This window comes from Streptomyces sp. MUM 203J, assembly GCF_022414595.1.
Taxonomy (GTDB): domain Bacteria; phylum Actinomycetota; class Actinomycetes; order Streptomycetales; family Streptomycetaceae; genus Streptomyces.
The window spans coordinates 70,896-90,668 of the sequence record NZ_JADWYO010000018.1 but is presented as its reverse complement, the minus strand read 5'-3'; the positions used below and the strand labels follow the sequence as shown (position 1 = coordinate 90,668).

General features: G+C 71.7%; 13 protein-coding genes. 1 reads left to right on the top strand and 12 read right to left on the bottom strand.

Annotated features, from left to right (window positions below; translation table 11 throughout):
- Window positions 1-169: 169 nt before the first annotated feature.
- Window positions 170-2,923, bottom strand: a complete 2,754-nt coding sequence (locus I3F58_RS29635; protein ID WP_240108426.1) for an AAA family ATPase — start codon at window positions 2,921-2,923, stop codon at window positions 170-172.
- 366 nt (window positions 2,924-3,289) lie between these two features.
- On the opposite strand from I3F58_RS29635, the gene I3F58_RS12550 reads away from it, so the two are divergent.
- Window positions 3,290-4,870, top strand: a complete 1,581-nt coding sequence (locus I3F58_RS12550; RefSeq protein ID WP_240108425.1) for an alpha/beta hydrolase — start codon at window positions 3,290-3,292, stop codon at window positions 4,868-4,870.
- A gap of 449 nt (window positions 4,871-5,319) precedes the next feature.
- Here the strand turns inward: I3F58_RS12550 and I3F58_RS12545 are convergent, their stop codons facing one another.
- From I3F58_RS12545 to I3F58_RS12495, 11 genes are all read right to left on the bottom strand, one after another.
- Complete coding sequence (locus I3F58_RS12545) at window positions 5,320-6,018, bottom strand: hypothetical protein (protein WP_240108424.1); 699 nt, start codon at window positions 6,016-6,018, stop codon at window positions 5,320-5,322.
- Between the two features lie 283 nt (window positions 6,019-6,301).
- Window positions 6,302-7,351 (bottom strand): cytochrome d ubiquinol oxidase subunit II, encoded by a 1,050-nt coding sequence (locus tag I3F58_RS12540; protein ID WP_240108423.1) that lies wholly within the window; start codon window positions 7,349-7,351, stop codon window positions 6,302-6,304.
- Window positions 7,348-8,772 carry a cytochrome ubiquinol oxidase subunit I gene (locus tag I3F58_RS12535; protein WP_240108430.1) on the bottom strand — a complete coding sequence of 475 codons (1,425 nt, stop codon included), beginning with the start codon at window positions 8,770-8,772 and terminating at the stop codon, window positions 7,348-7,350. The genes I3F58_RS12540 and I3F58_RS12535 overlap by 4 nt, the downstream gene beginning before the upstream one ends.
- Window positions 8,773-8,831: 59 nt before the next feature.
- Window positions 8,832-10,130, bottom strand: coding sequence for an NAD(P)/FAD-dependent oxidoreductase (locus I3F58_RS12530; RefSeq protein ID WP_240108422.1), 1,299 nt, complete (start codon window positions 10,128-10,130; stop codon window positions 8,832-8,834).
- Between the two features lie 136 nt (window positions 10,131-10,266).
- Window positions 10,267-11,085 carry a Cof-type HAD-IIB family hydrolase gene (locus I3F58_RS12525; protein WP_240108421.1) on the bottom strand — a complete coding sequence of 273 codons (819 nt, stop codon included), beginning with the start codon at window positions 11,083-11,085 and terminating at the stop codon, window positions 10,267-10,269.
- 14 nt (window positions 11,086-11,099) lie between these two features.
- Entirely contained in the window at window positions 11,100-12,530 is a 1,431-nt protein-coding gene (gene zwf / locus I3F58_RS12520) for a glucose-6-phosphate dehydrogenase (RefSeq protein ID WP_240108420.1), read from the bottom strand.
- Window positions 12,527-13,564: a phosphogluconate dehydrogenase (NAD(+)-dependent, decarboxylating) gene (gene gnd, locus I3F58_RS12515; RefSeq protein ID WP_374207958.1), complete on the bottom strand. Its 1,038-nt coding sequence runs from the start codon at window positions 13,562-13,564 to the stop codon at window positions 12,527-12,529. The genes zwf and gnd overlap by 4 nt, the downstream gene beginning before the upstream one ends.
- 12 nt (window positions 13,565-13,576) lie before the next feature.
- Window positions 13,577-15,217: a glucose-6-phosphate isomerase gene (pgi, locus tag I3F58_RS12510; RefSeq protein WP_240108419.1), complete on the bottom strand. Its 1,641-nt coding sequence runs from the start codon at window positions 15,215-15,217 to the stop codon at window positions 13,577-13,579.
- 12 nt (window positions 15,218-15,229) lie between these two features.
- Entirely contained in the window at window positions 15,230-16,303 is a 1,074-nt protein-coding gene (gene tal, locus I3F58_RS12505; RefSeq protein ID WP_240108418.1) for a transaldolase, read from the bottom strand.
- Complete coding sequence (tkt, locus tag I3F58_RS12500; protein WP_240108417.1) at window positions 16,300-18,387, bottom strand: transketolase; 2,088 nt, start codon at window positions 18,385-18,387, stop codon at window positions 16,300-16,302. The genes tal and tkt overlap by 4 nt, the downstream gene beginning before the upstream one ends.
- A 410-nt stretch (window positions 18,388-18,797) precedes the next feature.
- Window positions 18,798-19,667 (bottom strand): universal stress protein, encoded by an 870-nt coding sequence (locus tag I3F58_RS12495; protein ID WP_240108416.1) that lies wholly within the window; start codon window positions 19,665-19,667, stop codon window positions 18,798-18,800.
- Between the last annotated feature and the right edge of the window lie 106 nt (window positions 19,668-19,773).

Here is a 19,773-nt window from a genome sequence, read left to right as displayed (position 1 = left end):
TCACCGACTCCTCCGTCATGGACCTGATCCAGACCAAACTCCCCACAACCCCCAGCGAGGACTGAGGCCTCCACGCTCCCACAGACGCGATGCCGGGCGGCGCCTTCCCCCCTGCCGCCCGGCATCGCCTTGCCCCCAGCGGTCCGTCGCACATCTCGGGCCGGGGAGATCAGACGCCCAGCGCGTCATCCAGACCGGCCCTGCCCACGATGCCCAGCTTGCGGTAGGCGCGGCTCAGATGGATCTCCACGGTGCGCAGCTCCACGAAGAGTTCGCGGGCGATCGCCCTGTTGGTCATGCCCCGTGCGGCCATCCCCGCGATGCGTCGTTCGGCCGAGGTCAGCGCATCCACGCCCTGGCGGTCCGCCGGCACCGCCCGGTAGCCGGCGAGCCGGAGCTCCTCCTCGGCCGATGCCACCAGGCGGAGCGCTCCGCAGCGCCGGGCGACGCCCACCGCCTCCGACAGATACGTCCGGGCACCGGCCGGGTCGCCTGTGGCGCGCAGGAGCGCACCGCAGTCGGCCAGGGTCTGCGCGTACCCGAACCGGTCCGGTGTGCCCTCCAGGAGGGCCACCGCCGCACGGAGCGACTCGACGCCCTCGGCGCCGCCGACGACCAGTCCCCGGGCGCGCAGGGCCACTCCGACGAACTCGTCCACGCCCCACGCCCTGGCCAGGTCGAGTTCCTCACCGGCGAGATGCAGCGCACGGTACCTGTCGCCGAGGGCCGCGCACACCAGGGCGGCCTCCGACCGCCAGGGCAGTACTCCCGGGGACGCCATGCCGCGCCCGCAGGCACGCGCGCCGCTCTCCAGGAAGTCGTCCAGGGCGTCGTGCAGCTTTCCCCGGGAACGCCGCACTCTGCCCCGGACGAGTGCGGTGAAGTCGTTGGCCCAGTGGGACGACAGCCGTCCCGTCAGTCCGTGCTCCTCCAGGACGCCCTGTGCCTCGTCTGCCCTGTCCTGCTTGAGCAGGGCGTCCGCCCACATGGCGACGGCGTGGCTGGTGTGCGGCCCGGCTCCGACGCCTCCCAGCGCCGCAACGGCCGCGGAGGCGTCGCTCTGACAGTCGACAACGTTGCCAAGACGGTAGTGCACACCGGCACGCAGCGTACGCAGATAGGCGTGCGCGAACTCGGACTCGTGCTTCCGCAGCGCTTCGAAGCTGGTGTCGACATGGCCGAGGGCCAGATCCGCCCGGCCGGCGACGGCCAGCCCGAGTACCGCGCAGGTGTACACGAAGGACTCGTCCCCGGGCGGCAGAAGCCCCTCGTGGAGTGCGTGCCGCGCGTGACTGACCGCTTCGTCCGGAGACGCGGGTGCCATGACCGCGCGGAGCGACAGCAGAGCGGACAGGGCCCGTTCCGCGCCGGTTTCCCGTTCGTCGGCCGCGGACAGGCGGGCGAGCCGGCCGGACACGCCGGGCGGCAGCGGGGTCGTGTGGCTGATCTCGGCGTAGATGAGGTCGATCTCTGTCCGCAGTGCCGGGAGACCGGCCGACCGCAGGCGGTTCGCGGCCCAGCGGAGCGTCTCGATGCCCTCCGGGAAGCGGTCGAGGGCGAACAGCGCGCCGGCCAGTGAACGGGCGGCCTTCCCCTGCTGGACGGGGGACGGGGAGAGCTCCAGGCTGCTGCGCAGGCTGCGCACTGCCGTGGGTACGCAGCGGGTGAGTTCGGCCTCACCGAGGGACGCCAGCACGGAGGCGCGGACCGGGGCGGCCAGCGGCTCGCGCAGCACGCGCCGCAGGCAGTCGATCCCCCTGTCGTGGTCCCGGCCCCTGGCCTCGTCCGCGGACCGCAGCAGCGCGTCCACCACCCATTCCTCACCGCGGGGGCTGAGCAGCAGGTGCGGTGTCACGTCGCTCCACGGAGCACCGTGCCCGACGAGATGGCGTGCTGCCCGGTGGTGCAGGTCCGCCCGGCGACTGGCAGGTACACCGCGCAGCACCGCCTGCCGGACCGCGGGCACGGTGCAGGAGAATCCGTCGGCGGCGGAGGTCACTGCTCCGGCTCGCACCAGGGCGTGTACCGCGTCCTCCACGGCGTACGGGGAGAGTTCACCCGCAGCGGCGACGAGTTCCACGGAAGGGCGGCCCAGTACGGCGATCACCTCGGCGGTCCGCTCCGCGTCGGGGCCCAGAGAGCGGAAGACCTCCAGGGCTGCGCGGCCGACTTCCTCCGGTACATGGCGCTGCAGGCCGACCGGGCTGATGGCGGCGAGTTCCTCGCCGGACGCCCGGAGCGCGCCCAGGACCTCCCGCACGACGGACGGGACGCCGGCCGTCAGTTCGTGGCACTCGCGGGAGAACGCCTCGCCGGGATCCGCTCCGAGGAGTTCCCCGGCCAGGACGCGTATCGCGTCCGGGGGCAGTGGCTCCAGTGTCACCTGGTGTTCGAAGAGAGCGAGGACGTCCTCGACGTGCGTTCCGCCGACCGCCGCCAGTCCCGGGTGGAGAGAGCCGATGACGGTGACCGGCAGCCCGTCGATCCGGCGCAGGAGGTGGGCCAGGGCGCGCAGTGACGGGGCGTCGGACCGGTGCAGGTCGTCGATGAGGAAGACGAGGCGTTGGTCGGACGACGCCATGTGGTGCCCGGCCGCGCACACCAGTCGCTCGGTCCGGTCGTTCTCGTCGCCGGTGTGCCGGGGCGATGCGTCCTCCGGCAGTCCGGGCGCCGCCGTGGCGGGCGTGGTGCCGCCGGAATGACGGGCGAGGAGCTGATGCACGACGTCCCCGTGGCGGGCCGCGCGGCCGGCGGTCGCGTACGCGGTGAGACACCCGGCCTCCCCCGCCTGGACGGCCGCGGCGCGCAGCAGGGCCGTCCTGCCCATGCCGGTGTTCCCCTGCACGAGGACACTCGTCCCCGGGCCTGATCCGGACGCCAGACCGAGAAGTGCGGCGATCGTCTGTTCTCTTCCGACTAGCACGTGTGCACATTAGAGCGATCGTGTGTGGTTCGGGCGTGCGTGTCCACCACGTGACATGGCACCGGCCGCCGTCGCGGGTCCCCCAGGCCTCGTGCGAGGAAGAAACGCCGGGAACGGGACGAAGGGCGACCGGAGCCCCCGGCGTCCTGCTGCCGTACAGGGCTGCCTCGGTACCGAAACCTTTGCGGTCTTCGGTCGGGGACCCCTGGGATCACGTCGGCCGGTGCTGTTCGATGTGACCGACGAGGCCCCGGACATGACCACCCGGCGGCCGGCCCACGGCGATACGACGGCCGGGGCACCCACACCTCAGTTCCTACGAAAGAACCCTCTCTTCTCATGAAGTACCGCACGACATCGGATGACATGACGCTGCGTCGCACCAGGCGGACGCGCCTGCGCGGAGTGACGGGGGCGGCGATCGGGCTGGCGCTCATCGCCACCGCGGGATGCAGCGCGACCGGAGACGGTACGGAGCCGTCGTCCCCCGGGCGGAACGGCGGGCAACTGCCGTCCTCCCTGACCGGTCAGCGGCTCCACTGGGGGGCCTGCCCCGCTCCGGATCCCTCTCAGGGCGGCGGCTCCGCCCCGGACGGATCGTGGCAGTGCAGCACGCTCACCGTTCCCCTCGACTACGCAAAACCGGAAGGAGAGACGATCGGCATCGCGTTGATCCGTGCCAGGGCGGCGGAGGGATCGCGGCGTCTAGGATCGCTGATATTCAACTTCGGCGGACCGGGCGGCTCCGGCGTGGTGGGGCTGCCCGAGAGTGCGGATCGGTTCGACAAGCTGCGGGCCCGTTACGATCTGGTCAGTTTCGACCCCCGCGGGGTGGGGCGGAGCGAGGGGATCACCTGTCTCGGCGACGCGGACCTGGACCGCTACTACGCGACGGACTTCACGCCGGACGACGCCGCGGAGCGCGCCCGTGCGGATGCTGCGGAGAAGGAGTACATCGACGCCTGCCGCAAGAAGTCGTCCAGCATCCTGCCCCACGTCGACACCGAGAGCGTGGCCCGTGACGTCGACCTGATGCGGGAGGTGCTCGGCGACAGCCGGACGGCGTTCTTCGGCTTCTCCTACGGCACCCAGTTGGGAGCCGTGTACGCACACCTCTTCCCCGACAGGGTCGGACGCTTCGTGCTGGACGGGGCCGTCGACCCTACGCAGGACCGGGTGCAGTCGGCCCTGGCACAGACGAAGGGCTTCCAACTGGCGCTGGACAACTACATGAAGGACTGCGCCCGCCGGGTCGAGCAGTGCCCGACCGGCCGCGGCGGCAGCGAGGGCAACGGCATACTTGCCGCCCTGCTGGAGGAACTGGAGGAGAAACCCCTGCCCACGGCGGAGGGCAGGGTGCTCACCGCCGGCCTGGCCCACGCCGGTATCGCCTCGGCGCTGTACACCGAGGAGGCGTGGGAGTATCTGACCGAGGGCCTGCGTCAGGCGCTGTCGGAGCAGCGGGGCGACATCCTGCTCGCTCTCGCCGACATCCATCTCGAACGTGGCGAAGACGGCCGCTACAGCAGCCTGCACGCCTCACACCGCTCCGTCACCTGCGCCGATTTCGCAGAGCGTCCGGGCAAGGAGGACGTCGCGAGGCTGCTGCCGGAGTTCCGCAAGGCGTCGCCGGTGTTCGGCGAGTATGCGGCATGGGGTCTGACCGGGTGCAGCGGGTGGCCCGTGGCCGGGAAGTCCCTGAAGCCGGAGGTGGCCGCCCCGGGGGCGGCGCCGGTCCTGGTCATCGGTGTCACGGGGGACCCGGCCACGCCGTACGCGGGTGCCCGGAACCTGGCACGGGCCCTGGGCGACTCCGTCGGTGTCGATGTGTCCCTGGCCGGTGAGGGCCATGGGGCCTACTTCGCGGGCAGCCACTGCCTGACCGGTCTCGTCGACGACTACCTGCTGAACGGCGAGGTGCCGGAGCGCGGCACCGCGTGCGCCTGAGCCCGGTTTCTGCCAGCGCCCGCGGCATGATGACGGTCCGCGGTGCCGCGCCGCCGACGGCCCGGTGGCACGAGGGCACGGGGCGGAGGGTGCGTGCCGTGTCCCTCACCGCCTGCAGCGCCGCCCGCCGGAAGGCCGCTCACGCGCGGTGCGGTCGCCCGGCGGGGGACACGGCGGCACGGCTCCGGCCGAGTCCCGTGAGCGCCGGGGCCGGGGTGTTGCCGACGACGAGTCCGGTCACGTCACCGAAGCGGCCCGCTGCGGGGGCCGGCTGTCAGCCCCGGCTCCGTCCCCGAACCCCTCGCGCGCCGCTGAGTACGGTCCTCGACCGCCGACGCGTGATCCGGAGCCCGGCAGCACGGGTCGTGGGCAGGGGTGCGAAGGGGCACGCAGCAGCATCTGACGCGGAGACGACCGCCGCCAGGTGCGGCGCGTCCGGTGACGCGGTGTCAGGGGGTGTGGGGAGTGTCGCTGTGGTGGAGTTCGATCATGGCGGGCTCCACCACCCGGTAGACGGACGTCCGCCTGATCGTCACCACGGCCGCCGGATCGGAGTCACCTCGGGTGAGGTAGACGACGGTCGCCCGCTTCGTCGGCGGCGGGGAGATGCTGATCGATACGACCGGTGTACGGTCGCCGAGCGAGGCCGCGGCGGCCGGTACCGGAACTCCGCCGTCGTTGCGCCAGGTGACGAGGCCGTAGAACCTGCCCGTGCCTCCGGCCGTGACCTTGACGGCCGCCACTGCATCAGCGGCCGGATCGCCTGTCATGTCGCCGATGTCGCACTGTGGTTGAAGCTCGATCACCACGCCGTCGCCTTCCCACCGTCCGTCCGTGAAGGCGATCGTCCCCTCCGGGGCGTCGGGGAGCCTCAGGGACGCGTTCTGCAGTTCGGCGTTCCGCAGCTGATCGCAGGTCAGCTCGGTGGCCGAGGCGCTGCTGTCCGGCTTCTTCGGAGTGCCCGGCGTCGGTACGGCCGAGTCCTTGGCGCCGCCGGGCGTCTTCGAGGAAGTGGAAGGCGCCGCGGGCGTCCGTCCCGCGTCCTTTCCGTCACCCGTCGTGTCCTGGCATCCCACCGTCACCGCCGCCAGGGCGATTCCGGCGATCAGCCACGTGCCCCGTACCGGCAGTCTCCTGGTCCTGTCCACCCGTTGACCCCCTGCCCGTTCTGCCGCCCGCCCGCCGGCCGGCGCAGTCGAAGACGCGCCGGCCGGGCACCGCGGTTGCGGACGCCGGGCGCCCGGGCTTCCCGGGGGCACAGCCGTGTCGAAGGGCAGCGAAGGTGCAAGCGGGCAGGGCACAGGTCCGACGGGTCTGCGCCGCCCGGCTTCCCGCGGCGTGCGGGGGAGCCGTGGACCGGGAGGCCCGATACCGGCCTGGAGGACCGGACGGGGCCGACACGATCAGGCGGGAACGGAGCAGGCGGGCGGACTATCCGCGGCCGAGCGGCCCCGTCTCCTGGAGAGCTGTGTCCTCGTCCGTCAGCGGCTCGAGTTCTCCCCGCGCGTCGAGCCGGTAGAGCAGGACGACTGCCGGCCCGACCAGTGCAAGCGCGACCACGCTGACGATCACCAGCCAGTTGAGCGTCGCCGACGCCCCTGCGGCGTCCGTGACCGTGAGCGAGGTGGGCAGCATGTAGGGGCGCTGGGCGATCCCCCAGGCGACGACCACCAGGACGACAGCGGTGACAGCGGTGCCCCGGGCCCACAGCCTGCTTCCCCGGACGAGCAGCCAGGCGGTGGCGAGCCCGCCGAGAGCCGAGAGAGCGACGAGCACCAGGCCCGGCCCCCGGGTGAGCCCGTCGTGGACGTACCGCGCGTCGTCACGTGTGACGAACAGGCCCACGAGGGCCAGGACGCCGAGCACGGCGAGGCTGCAGAGGGCGCGCAGCCGGAAGTACGGGACGAGGTCGTGGACGCCGAGGCGGTACGCGTCGCCGGTGAGAAACACCGCGCCGAGGAAGGCACTCGCGGCGACGGCGAGCAGACCGGTCATGATCGAGGTCGGGTTGCTCCACACCTCGGCCGACGAGTATGCCGCACCGGCTGTCACCCGGCCGGAGACCACGCCGCCGACCGCCGTACCGAGGAAGTACGGGGTGAGCAGTGAGGAGACGGCGAAAGCCGCGCCGTAGAGCCGCCGCCCGGACAGGCGGCGGGTCGGCTTGCGCAGGGCGAAACCGGCACCGCGCAGCACCAGGCCGACGGCAGCAAGCGCCAGCGGCAGCCACAGCGCGGAGAACACCGCCTGGAAGACCGTCGGGAAACCGGTCCACATCACGACAAGGACGAAGACCAGCCATACGTTGTTGACCTCCCAGACCGGAGCCATGGCGTGGTCGATGAGCCACCTCGGCCGCTGCCCCCGCTCCGCACCCCCGGCGAGGAGATCCCAGAAGCCGGCGCCGTAGTCGGTTCCTCCTCCACAGGCGTAGGCCGCGATCGAGAGCAGCAGGACCCAGGCGACGATCGTCACGGTCATGACGGGCCGCCATTCCCGCGCCCCGCACCGGAGGCGGCGCGCTCCCCCTTCGCCGGTCCGGCGGACAGCACGGGCGGTGGGCCGTAGGGGGTCATGCACTCCGGGGCGACGTCCACCGGCCGGGCGTCCGGTTGCTCGTCCGAAAGCCGCCAGCGGAGCCGCATCCGCAGCAGCACGGTCACCGCGGCGGCCAGGACGCACACGTAGACGGCGACCACGACACCGAACATCGTCCACACGGCACTCGCGGACGACGGGGTCACCGCCTCCGAGACCCGCATGTTCCCGTAGACGATCCAGGGCTGCCGCCCCACCTCGGTGGTGATCCAGCCGGCCTCCACGGCCGCCACCGACGCGGCCCCGGAACAGGCGGCGGCCCGGAAGAACCAGCGCGACGCGGGCAGGTCCCGCCGCCGCCACCACGACCAGGCGTACCAGAGCACGAGCAGCATCAGCAGGCTCCCGATCACCACCATGATGTCGAACGCCCAGTGGACGACGGTGGCCTGAGCCGGTGTGGGGCGATCGGCGGCCGGGACGGAGGTGAGGCCCGTCACCCGGGTGCCGGGGCTGAACCCCGCGAGGACCGAGTCGAAGGAGGGGATCCTGATGCCCCCCGACACGCTTCCGTCCGGGTGCAGGCGTCCGAAGACGTACTCGGGTACGTGCGTGTCCGTGTTCCAGACCAGCTCCATCGCGGCGAACTTGACGGGTTGCTGGTGGAACAGCGAGCGGGCGATGAAGTCCCCGAGCCCCAGCTGCACGGGGGTGAACACGGCGGCGACACCGAACGGCACACCGAATCCGAGCCGGTGGTACCGGTCCCGGCGGCCGCGCAGCCAGCCCATCGCGTAGACGCCGGCCACCATGAAGCCGGCGGTCATGAACATCGCGATCACGAAGTGCCAGTACTGCGGCCCGAACATGGGAGTGAACACGGCTGCCCGCGGGTCGACGTCCACGGGGCGTCCCTCGGCGTCGAGGGCGAAGCCCCCCGGTGTGTTCATCCAGGAGTTCGCCGCGAGGATGCCGAACGCCCCCACCAGGGCGACCACCGGAAGCGGAGCCGCGAGCCAGAAGTGTGTCCAGGGTTTGAGCCTGCGCCAGCCGTACAGGTACACGGAGATCAGGACCGCTTCGAGGAAGAAGGCCCATGCCTCCACACCGAACCCGATCCCGAAGACGTCTCCCCAGCGGCCCATCAGCCCCGGCCACAGCAGCCCGAACTCCAGGGAGAGCACGGTGCCGGTCACCACGCCCACGGCGAACTGCACGGCCATCACCACGGACCAGCGACGGGCCAGCTGCAGGGCCACGGCGTCGCCGCGCCTGAGTCCCCTGACATGCATGAGCAGGGTGATGAAGGGAAACGACACGCCGAGCGGCACCAGGATGATGTGCGTGCCCAGCGAGAAGGCCATCAGCAGGCGGGCGGGGAGGAGCTGTGCCGGAACGTCGGCCGCCAGCTGCGTGAGGGCGCTCACGCCGGACTCCCGCCGCGTGAGGTGAGAGCGCGCTCCCGGCGCGCGCCCGAGGCGAAGACGACCAGCCAGCTGAGGACGGCGCCGAACCGGTTGCGGAATCCGTTGAGGAAGGCGATGTGGATGAGCAGCCAGACCAGCCAGCCGGGCAGTCCGGACAGGTGGAGCGGGCCCCGCCGCACCACCGCCCGGCCGCGCGAGATGTATGCGGCACTGCCCAGGTCCCGGTACCGGAAGGGGCGCGGTGGCCGGGTCCGCCTTTCCACCTCGTGCCGGATCCGCAGTGCCGCGTAGATCCCGGACTGCATCGCGACCTCCGCCAGGCCGGGCAGCCCGTCGAGGCTCATCATGTCCCCGACCACCCGGATCTCGGGGTGCCCGGCGACGGTGAGGTCGGGTTCGACGGCGATCCGGCCGGCCCTGTCCTGCGCGGCGCCGGTGGCCTTCGCCAGCCGCTCCGCCAGAGGCGGCGCCTGGACACCCGCGGTCCACAGCACCGTGCCCGCGTCGAAGCGCGTCAGGCCGCCGTCCTGGCCGCGTACGGACAGTCCGTCCTCGTCGACATGCTCGACGCGTGCTCTCAGGTGTACCTCCACCCCGATCTGCTCCAGGGTGCGTGCGGCGCGCCGGGACAGTTTCGGGCCGAAGGCGGCGAGTACCGATTCCCCGCCCTCGAAGAGCAGCACCCGGGCCTGGCCTGTGTCGATCCGGGAGAACTCCCGCTCGATCGTGCGGGTGGCGATGTCACGGATCTGCCCGGCGAGTTCGACCCCGGTCGGGCCCGCTCCGACAAGGGCGAAGGTGAGCAGGCGCCGGCGCCTGCCGGGGTCCGTGGCCGCGTCGGCCGCCTCGAAGGCCCGGTAGACCCTGCGCCGGATCTCCAAGGCGTCGTCGAGGGTCTTCATGCCGGGTGCGTACCGGGCGAACGCGTCGTGGCCGAAGTAGGACTGCTGTACACCGGCGGCCACCACGAGATGGTCGTAGGGCAGCTCGGCCGTGGTGCCGTCCGGATGTTCGGCATGTACCACCCGGCCCTCGGTGTCGACATCGGTGACCTCGGCGAGCAGGCAGCGCACGTTCTGATGGCGGCGCAGCACGCTTCGCAGCGGACGGGCGATCTGGCCCTCGGAGAGGATCCCGGTCGCGCACTGGTAGAGCAGCGGCTGGAAGAGGTGGTGGGTGCGGCGGTCGACAAGGGTCACTCTGACCGGCGTGTTGCGCAGCATCCGGGCGGCGAACAGCCCCGCGAAGCCCCCGCCGACGATCACTACCCGGCGAGGCCTTACGTGGTTGTCCAAGCGAAGCCCCCGTTGACTGGTCCGTACGGTCTCGTGAAGGAGAACATCAGGGACAACCTGCCAGCATCTCGGTGCCGGCCGGGTTTCGCGCGCCCGTGTACGGGCCGTGCGGGTGAACAGCGTCCGGCCTAATGGGCTAGCTGCTCCGTTCTCGTAGGACGAACTGCTCGACTGCGTGGGCGAAGCCCTCCTCCTCGTTGGACGTGGTGACATGCCGGGCGGCTCGCTGGACCTGCGGGTCGGCGTTGCCCATCGCGATGCTCAGCCCGGAGTGGGCGAACATCAGGACGTCGTTCGGCATGTCGCCGATGGTGGCGATCTGCGAGGGCGGGATCGAGTAGTGGTCCGCGAGGAACTGCGCCACCCGGCCCTTGTTCGCTTCGGGGTGGGTGACGTCGAGGTAGTACGGCTGGGAACGTGCGGCCGAGACGTGGTCCGCGAAGCGGGACCGGGCTGCCTGCTCCGCCGCGGCGACGGCTTCGTGGTCGTCGCTGACTCCGACGACCTTCGCGACTCCGTCGGAGAGGCCCGCGTAGTCGTCGACCGGGGTGGGAGCGAAGCGCACCGTCCGTGACTCCCGGTCGACATGCGGGCCGGCCGGGTCGCGCACGTACCAGTCGATGTTCCGGTACAGCCAGACATCCAGTGCGTACGCATCCAGCAGTGCGACGACAGGCGCCACCAGCCCGGCCGGGATGGACTTCTGCGAGACGACCGAAAGGTCGCGCCGCGTGAGGACCCCGCCGTTGAAGGCGGCGATCGGTGTGGTGAGACCGAGGGGGCCGGCGAGCATCGACATCCCCCGGGGCGGGCGCCCGCTGGTGACGGCGAAGAGGACTCCCTTGCGTCCGAGGGCGCGCACCGCCTCGACGGCCCGGTCGGTGAGGATCTTGTCCCGGGTCACGAGTGTGCCGTCGACATCGGCGAGCAGCAGGCGTATCGGCGCTTCGGGCACGGCGGCTCCCCTCCTCAGCCCCGGTCGTCCGGCAGGTGCCAGTGGTACGGGGCGGCCAGCTCGGTGACCGCCGGTTCCGGGCCCCAGGAGCCGGGGGCGTAGGGCTGGACCGGCGGCGGGCTCGTCAGCAGCGGGCCCGACACCTCCCAGATGCGTTCGATGCCGTCCGACCGGGTGAACAGCGACTGGTCGCCCAGCATCGCGTCCAGGATGAGCCGTTCGTACCCTTCGAGCCCGTGCGCCAGCCGGAAGGAGTCCTCGTAGCGGAAGGCCATCGCGGCCGGGGCGAGGCGCATGGTGGGGCCGGGCTCCTTGACGAGGAAGCGGGCGGTGACCTGGCCGGGGTCCGCGAAGTCGATCACAATCCCGTTGGCCCGCTCGGCTGCTCCGGGGAGCGCGGAGGGGAACATCCGCAGGGGAGGTTCGCGCAGGCCGAGGACGATCATTTCGCGGTGCTGGGCCAGGCGCTTTCCGGTACGCAGATGGAACGGCACCCCGGCCCACCGCCAGTTGTCGAGCTCCAGGCGCAGAGCGGCGAACGTCTCCGTCTGCGAGTCCGCCGCGACACCGGGCTCGTCGCGGTACCCCTCGTACTGGCCGCGCACGGCGTGCGCGGGGTCGATGGGGCACAGGGCCTCGAAGACCTTCGCCTTCTCGTCGCGCAGACGCTGGGCGCCGAGTGAGACGGGCGGTTCCATCGCCACGATGCCGAGCACCTGGATCAGATGGGTCACGATCATGTCCCGGAAGGCTCCGGTCTCCTCGTAGAAGTGGGCGCGGCCCTCCAGCCCGAGGGTCTCGGGCACGTCGATCTGCACATGGCTGATGTGGTCGCGGTTCCAGATGGGTTCGAACAGGCCGTTGGCGAAACGGAGAGCGAGGACGTTGTCCACCGACTCCTTGCCGAGGAAGTGGTCGATACGGAACACCCGGGACTCGTCGAAGACGGCGTGAACGGTCTCGTTCAGTGCCCGGGCCGAGGCGAGATCGGTACCGAAGGGCTTCTCGACGATCACCCGGGAGTCCTCGGCCAGCCGGGTGTCGCCCAGCAGCCTGATGACGGAGGCGAACGCGGCCGGGGGCACGGCCAGATGGAACAGCCTGCGTGCCCGCCCGCCGAGGGCCTCCTCGGCCGCCTTCACCTTGGCGAGCAGCGGGCCTGGGGCCTCCGGGTCGGCGGCGCCGAAGGACAGGGACGCCTCGAACGCCTGCCAGGCGTCTCCGGCCGGCTCGGCGAGCCCGAAGGCGGCGACCGCGTCGTGCGCGTGCCGGCGGAAAGCGTCGTCGCTGAGCGCGAACCGGGCGGGTGCCGAGCCCACGATCCGGTAGTGCTCCGGGAGCAGCCCGGCCCGGGCGAGGTGGAACAGCCCGGGCAGCAGCTTGCGCCTGGCCAGGTCGCCGGTGGCGCCGAAGAGCACGATCACGTGGTCGTCGGGGCGGGTCACGGCCGGCTCCGCTTCTCGGCGTGGCCGCCGAACTCGCTCCGCATGGCGGACAGCACCTTGTCCTCGAACTCGCCGGCTCCCCGGGACTGGAACCGCTCGCCGAGAGCGGTACCGATCACGCCGAAGGGCACGCCCTCGTCGACAGCGGCGAGTACCGTCCACCGGCCTTCGCCCGAGTCCGATACGCGGCCCGTGAACTCGTCCAGCCGAGGCGAACGGGCCAGGGCGTCGGCGGCCAGGTCGACCAGCCACGACCCCACGACCGAGCCGCGGCGCCACACTTCGGCGACCTCGCCGACGTCGATGTCGTACTGGTAGGCCCCCGGGTCGCGCAGCGGGGCCGTCTCGGCGTCGGCGGTGCGCCCACGACGCCCGGCGTCCGCGTGCTCGATGATGCTGAGACCCTCGGCGATCGAGGCCATCATCCCGTACTCGACCCCGTTGTGGACCATCTTCACGAAGTGCCCGGCCCCGCTGGGGCCGCAGTGCAGATAGCCGTCCGGAGCTGTCCCGTCGGACCGGGTCCGGCCCGGTGTCGGCTCCGCGGTGACGGACCCGGGGGCGATGGTCCGGAAGATCGGGTCGAGGCGGGACACCGGCTCCGGCTCGCCGCCGATCATCAGACAGTAGCCGCGTTCCAGCCCCCACACGCCGCCCGAGGTCCCGCAGTCCACGTAGTGGATCCCGCGTGCCGCGAGCTGCTCGGCGCGGACCATGTCGTCCCGGTAGTACGAGTTGCCGCCGTCGATGACCGTGTCGTCCGGGTCGAGCAGCCCGGCGAGCCGGTCGAGGGTGGGCTGGACCACTGCGGCGGGCAGCATGAGCCAGACGGCCCGGGGCCGCTCCAGCCTGGCCGCGAAGTCCTCCAGAGAGGTGGCGCCCACGGCGCCCTCACCCGCGAGCTCCTCCACCGTCGCCCGGTCGAGGTCGTGGACGACGCAGCGGTGGCCGTCGTGCATGAGCCGGCGGACCAGGTTGGCGCCCATCCGGCCGAGTCCGATCATGCCGAGCTGCATGGGATTGTCGGTTGCCATGGCTCTCTCCTGCTACGACGGGCCCTGGCGTTTCAGGGCGCGGTACCGGCGGATGAGGGCGTTGGTCGACGAGTCGTGGCCGAGCTCCGGTTCGGCGTCGGAAGTGAGTTCCGGGGTGATCCGGACCGCCAGGACCTTGCCGAGTTCCACGCCCCACTGATCGAAGGAGTCGATGTCCCAGACCGCGCCCTGGGTGAACACGCTGTGCTCGTAGAGCGCGACGAGCGTGCCCAGCAGCCGAGGCGTCAGGACCTCGCCCATCAGCACGTTGGTGGGGCGGTTGCCCTCCATCACGCGGTGCGGCGCGATGCCCGGTTCGGTGCCCTCGGCCAGGACCTCCTCCTCGGTCCTGCCGAAGGCGAGCGCCTGGGCCTGGGCGAAGATGTTGGACGACAGGATGTCGTGGTGCTCGCCCAGCGGGTTGATGCCCTTGCCGAAGCCGATCAGGTCGACCGGTATCAGCCGGGTGCCCTGATGGATGAGCTGGTAGAAGCTGTGCTGGCCGTTGGTGCCGGGCTCACCCCAGTAGACCGGGCCCGTGTCGTGGTCGACAGGCGAGCCGTCGAGCGTCACGTGCTTGCCGTTGGACTCCATGGTGAGCTGCTGGAGATAGGCCGGGAACCTCTTCAGGTACGCGTCGTACGGCATGACGCCGACGGTCTGGGCCCCGAAGAAGCCCGAGTACCAGACAGTGAGCAGCCCCATGAGCACCGGGAGGTTCTCCTCCAGCGGGGCTGTGCGGAAGTGCTCGTCCATGGCGTGGAAGCCGGACAGCAGCTCGTGGAACCGCTCGGGACCGATCGCGATCATGGTGGAGAGGCCGATGGCGGAGTCCGTCGAGTAGCGGCCGCCCACCCAGTCCCAGAACTCGAACATGTTGGCCGTGTCGATGCCGAACTCCGCGACCCGCCGGGCGTGCGCCGAGACCGCGACGAAATGCCGTGCCACCGCGTCCTCGCTGCCGAGGGCGCCGACGGTCCAAGCGCGCGCGGAGCGGGCGTTGGTGAGGGTCTCCAGGGTGCCGAAGGTCTTGGACGCGACGATGAAGAGCGTCTCCTCCGGGTCCAGGTCCCGGGTCGCCTCCACGAGGTCGGTCGCGTCCACATTGGACACGAAACGGAACGTGAGGTCGCGCCGGGTGTACGCGCGCAGCGCCTCGTACGCCATGACGGGGCCCAGGTCGGAGCCGCCGATGCCGATGTTGACGATGTTCCTGACCGGCCTGCCGGTGTGGCCGGTCCACTCGCCGGACCGGACGCGCGCGGCGAAGGAGGCCATGCGGTCCAGGACGGAGTGGACCCGGGCGACGACGTCGACCCCGTCCACGACGAGGGAGCGGTCGCGCGGCATACGCAGCGCCACGTGGAGGGCCGGGCGGTCCTCGGAGACGTTGACGTGCTCGCCACGGAACATGCCGTCCCGGCGCCGCTCCAGCCCGCACTCCCGGGCCAGCTCGCACAGCAGCCGCACCGTCTCGTCGGTCACCCGGTTCTTGGAGTAGTCGAGGTACAGGCCGACTGCCTCGGCGCACAGACGCTCACCGCGGCGGGGGTCGTCGGCGAACAGCTGCCGCAGATGCACGCCTCCGATCTCGGAATGATGCTGTTCGAGCGCCTTCCACGACGGCTGCTGCCGCAAGGGGGTGACCGGCATCTCTCCGTCCTCTCAGACAAGGGCTGCGCGCTGTTCCGAGACACGCGCCATGAGGTCGTTCCAGGAGGCGGTGAACGCCGCCGCACCGTCGCTCTGCAGCCGTGCGGCGAGGGCCCCCACGTCCACGTCCGCCTCTGCGAACCGGGCGAGCACCCGGTCGCAGTCGCCGCCGTCGGCCGGCATGGGGTCGCCCACCTCGCCGTGGTCGTGGAAGGCCTCCAGCGTGGCGTCGGGCATCGTGTCGACCGTGAACGGCGCGGCGAGCCCGTGCACGTAGAGGGTGTCGGACGCCGAGGGGTCCTTGGTACGGGTGCTCGCCCACAGCAGCCGCTGCATGCGCACGCCCGCGTTCTCCGCACGCTGCACCCGGTCCGAGTCCAGCAGTGAGCGGTACGCCCGGTAGGTGTCCTGGCCGACGGCCAGGCCCAGCCGGTCGCGCAGGTCCTCGGGCACCTCGTCGGCGACGGCCACATCCCAGCGGGACATGAACACCGAAGCCACTGAGCCCACCGCCGGGTCGAGCCCGCGCTCGACACGGCGCTCCACACCCGTCAGGTACGCGTCGGCGGCGGCCCGGTAGTGATCCGCCGAGAAGAGCAGGGTCACGTTCACCGGCACGCCCGAGGCCACGCACTCGGTGACCGCGGTCAGTCCCTCGGCGGTACCGGGAATCTTGATGAACAGATTCCGGCGGCCCGCGCGAGTGTGCAGTTCCCTGGCCGCCGCGACGGTGCCCGCCGTGTCGTACGCCAGGAGGGGCGAAACCTCCAGGGAAACCCAGCCGTCCACGCCGTCCGTCCGTTCGTGCACGGGGAGGAACAGGTCGGCGGCACGCCTCAGGTCCTCGACGGCCAGCTCGAAGAAGAGGTCCTCGTCCGACTGCCCCGCCGCCGCCCTGGCGCGGATGGCGTCGTCGTAGGAGCCGGAGGAGACGGCCTTGTCGAAGATCGACGGGTTGGACGTCAGGCCGGTGACCGCGTACTCGTCGATGTAGCGCTGGATCTTCCCCGAGTCGAGCATGTCACGGGTGATGTTGTCCAGCCACAGACTCTGCCCGTGCTCGTGCAGGGATTGCGTCGCCCTCACGACGTCACCTCCTCGCCCGGGTCACCGCCATGTGCGGGGGCCAGCAGGTCGTGAGCCGCCTGCACCACCCGTGCGGGGGTGAATCCGAACTTCGTGAGCAGTTGCCTCAACGGGGCGGAGGCACCGAAGGTGTGCATGCCGACGATCGCTCCTCCGTCGCCGACGTACCGGTCCCAGCCCAGAGTGGACGCCTCCTCGACCGCCACCCGCGCCCTCACCGAGGGAGGCAGCACCTGGTCGCGGTACTCCCGGGGCTGGCGGTCGAACAGCTCCCAGCACGGCATGCTCACCACCCTGGACCCGACGCCCCCGGCGGTCAGCGCTTCGTGCGCGGCCAGGGCCAGTGCCACCTCGGAGCCGGTGGCCAGCAGGAGCAGGTCCGGCTCGCCCGAGGGGGTGTCCGCCAGCACGTACGCGCCCCGGGCGACCCCCGTGGCGTCGCCGAGACGGCCTTCGGCCCGGTCGAGGGTGGGCAGCGCCTGGCGGGAGAGCACCAGCGCGGCGGGCTCGTGGCGCAGCGCGGCGACCACCCTCCAGGTCTCCACCACCTCGCCCGCGTCCGCGGGCCGGAAGACCAGCAGGCCCGGCGTCGCGCGGAGTCCCGCCAGCTGCTCGACGGGCTGGTGGGTCGGCCCGTCCTCGCCGACCCCGATCGAGTCGTGGGTGAAGATGTGCACCGTGGGGATCTCCATCAGCGCGGACAGCCGGACGGCCGCCTTGGCATAGTCCGAGAAGATCAGGAATCCCGACCAGTACGGCCGCAGCTTCGTCAGCGCCATGCCGTTCGCGACCGCCGCCGACGCGTGCTCCCGGATCCCGAAATGGAGGTTGCGCCCCGACCGGTCGCCGGGCTGGAAGTCGCCGGCGCCGTCGAACACCAGACGCGTTCTGGTCGACGGGGCCAGATCGGCGGAACCGCCGAGGACCCAGGGCACGGCCTCGGCGACGGCCCCCAGCACCTGGCCGGAGGAGTCGCGGGTCGCCAGTCCCTCGGGGTCGGCCGGGAAGGATGGCAGCGCACGTTCCCAGTCGTCAGGCAGTTCCCGTCGCTGGATCCGCTCCAGTTCGTCGGCGAGGCCGGGGTGGGCGGTGCGGTATGCCGCGAAGGCCTGTTCCCAGTCCGCGCGCAGCTGTGCGCCTCGCCTGCCGATGCCCTCGGCGAACCAGTCGCGAACGCCGTCGGGGATGTGGAACTCGGCGTCCGGCGGCAGGCCGAGGAACCGCTTCGTGGCACGCACGCCCTCCGGGCCGAACGGGGTCCCGTGTGCCTTCGGCGAGTCCTCGACGGGCGAACCGTAGCCGATGTGGCTGTGGACGAGGACCAGGGTGGGGCGCCGGCTCTCGGCGCGGAACGTGTGCAGTGCGCGGCTCACCTGGCCGAGGTCGTTGGCGTCGGCGACGGTGGTCACGTTCCACCCGTAGGCCAGGAAGCGCGCGGCCACGTCCTCGGTGAAGGTGATGTCGGTGTGACCTTCGATGGTGACCCGGTTGGAATCGTAGATCCAGCACAGATTGGCCAGCTGCTGGTGTCCGGCCAGCGAAGCGGCCTCGGAGGAGATGCCCTCCATCATGCAGCCGTCCCCGGCGAGCGCGTAGACGTCGAAGTCGAAGAGGGTGAAGCCGTCGCGGTTGTAGCGCGCCGCGAGCCACTGGCCTGCGATGGCCATACCGACGGAGGTGGCCACCCCCTGGCCCAGGGGGCCTGTGGTCGCCTCGACGCCACTCGTCCACCGGTACTCGGGGTGCCCGGGACAGCGTGAGCCCAGCTGGCGGAAGCTCCTGAGGTCGTCGAGAGTGACCGCGGGGCGGCCCAGCACCTCGTAGTCCGGGTCGACGGCACGGACTCCGGTCAGACAGAGCAGCGACCACAGCAGGGCGGAGGCGTGCCCCTCGGAGAGCACGAAACGGTCACGGTTGGGCCAGATCGGATCGGCTGGGTCGAAGCGCAGGAACCGCTGCCACAGCGTGTAGGCGACCGGTGCCATGCCCATCGGAGTACCCGGATGCCCGGAACGGGCCTTCTGGATCTGGTCCATGCACAGCCCGCGCACGGTGTTCACCGACAGTGTGTCCAGGTCGCTCATCGCTCGGCCGCCCTCCGCGCTCGTTGCCGGACCGCACCCGCGGGTCACCTCATGAGCCTGACGGAGAGCGTGCCGGACGACGTCACCCGGGGCGGGTGAGATACCGGAGCCGGGGAAGATCGTGCGCGGCGGAGAAGGCTCCCGTGGATCGCTGCCGAGGAGCCGACGGCGTGACCCGCCGTCCGGCGCGCCCGTCCTGCCCGCACCCCGGTGGACGTGCTCCGCCCGGCCGGGGACGGGAGGGGGCACTGCTCCCGGTCTGGGGGCCCTTCCCGGGGCTTCGCCCGGCAGTGTGCCCGCGAGCCCGGGCCCGGCCGAACGGGTCGCGGACGGGCCCCGCAGCCCCCGGCCGGGAGCGAGCGCCGGGGGCGCACGGCGGGAAACCGCTCGGGTGCCCGCTGCAGGAGCCGTCAGGAGTGGGGGACGACGGCGACCGGGCAGGCGGCGTGATGGATGGCCGCGTGGGTCACCGACCCGATATGCGGGCCCACGGACGCCCGGCGAGCGCGCTTGCCGACGACCAGCAGCCCCGTGGCCGGTGAAACGGCCCTGGTGAGGTGCTCACCGGCCCGCCCGGCCACGACCTGCTCGGTGACCTCGACCCCGGGGAACCTGCCCCGCCACGGACGCACGGTCGCGGCCAGTTCCGCGGACCGCTCCGCCTGTGGTCCCGTGTCCCGGCCGTCTTCCGCGGACTGGTGCATGATCCCGGCCGGGAAGTGCCAGGCGTGCACGATGCGCAGCGGAGCCCCGCGCCGCACGGCCGAGTCGAACGCGAACGCGAGGAGTTCCTCGTGCGGATGCCGCACATCCAGGCCGAGGACGATCTCCTGCCCCTGCCCCTGCCCGTCCCCGGCCGCAGCGCCGGCCGGACGTACGAGCACCACGGGCCCCCGCGCCTCGGCGACCGCGGCCTGCGCCACGGAACCGGTCCAGAACCCTCCGCCTGCGCCGAGCCCCTGCGAGCCGACGACCAGCAGCAGGGCCTCCGCCGCCGCGTCCAGCAGTGCCGCTGCGGGTGCGTCCTCCACGGTCTCGGAAGCCATGGCCAGCCCGGGGTGCCGGGCGCGGACTCTGTCCTCGGCCTCGCCCAGCAGCCGACGGGCCAGCTCCTGCTGGTCGCCCGCGGACGGCTGCACGGCGTTCGGGTGCTTCTCCCACCGGGAGGCGAACACCAGCCGCAGTTCCGCGTCGCGCAGCGCTGCCTCGTCCGCGCCCCAGTCCACGGCTGCCAGGGCTTCCTCGGAGCCGTCCACTCCCACCGCGATGCGTTCGGACATCCGGCTTCCTCCTCGTTCAGGCTTCTCTCGGGAGCGGTGCACTCCCACACAGGCAATAAAGGTCATCCTTCATGGCTTATGGGTGATTCATCCTGTAGTGGTCGTG